Below are 263 nucleotides of genomic sequence, written 5' to 3'. Positions count from 1 at the left end.
ATGCGCTATTTACTGACTTTAATGAGTTCACTAAAAAGATAGCTGACTTTATCAAAACGCAAGCCGATATTAAGCTCAAAGCTAATGAGCGTAAGCAAATCCTTGATGCAGTCAGCTGGTATGACGAGACTGGTGCAAAGGTCATCAAATCAGTGACCACGCTTGACGGTGATAAGCTTGATGATCTGCTTTCCCGTCTTGATTGCACCACTGAGCAGTTGCCAGACTTTGGCTATTATCCTGCTAGCAGTGTAGGCCTAGAC

General features: G+C 44.1%; 1 pseudogene. It reads left to right on the top strand.

Features of this window, described 5'->3' with window-relative positions:
• A pseudogene (locus tag AAEZ06_RS27525) lies at positions 1 to 263 on the top strand (SAM-dependent DNA methyltransferase); the annotation flags it as partial.

It is taken from the genome of Pseudomonas sp. HY7a-MNA-CIBAN-0227 (assembly GCF_040310325.1).
Taxonomy (GTDB): Bacteria; Pseudomonadota; Gammaproteobacteria; order Pseudomonadales; family Pseudomonadaceae; genus Aquipseudomonas.
The sequence above is the reverse complement of the archived record's forward strand: the minus strand, read 5'-3'. Positions and strand labels throughout refer to the sequence as shown.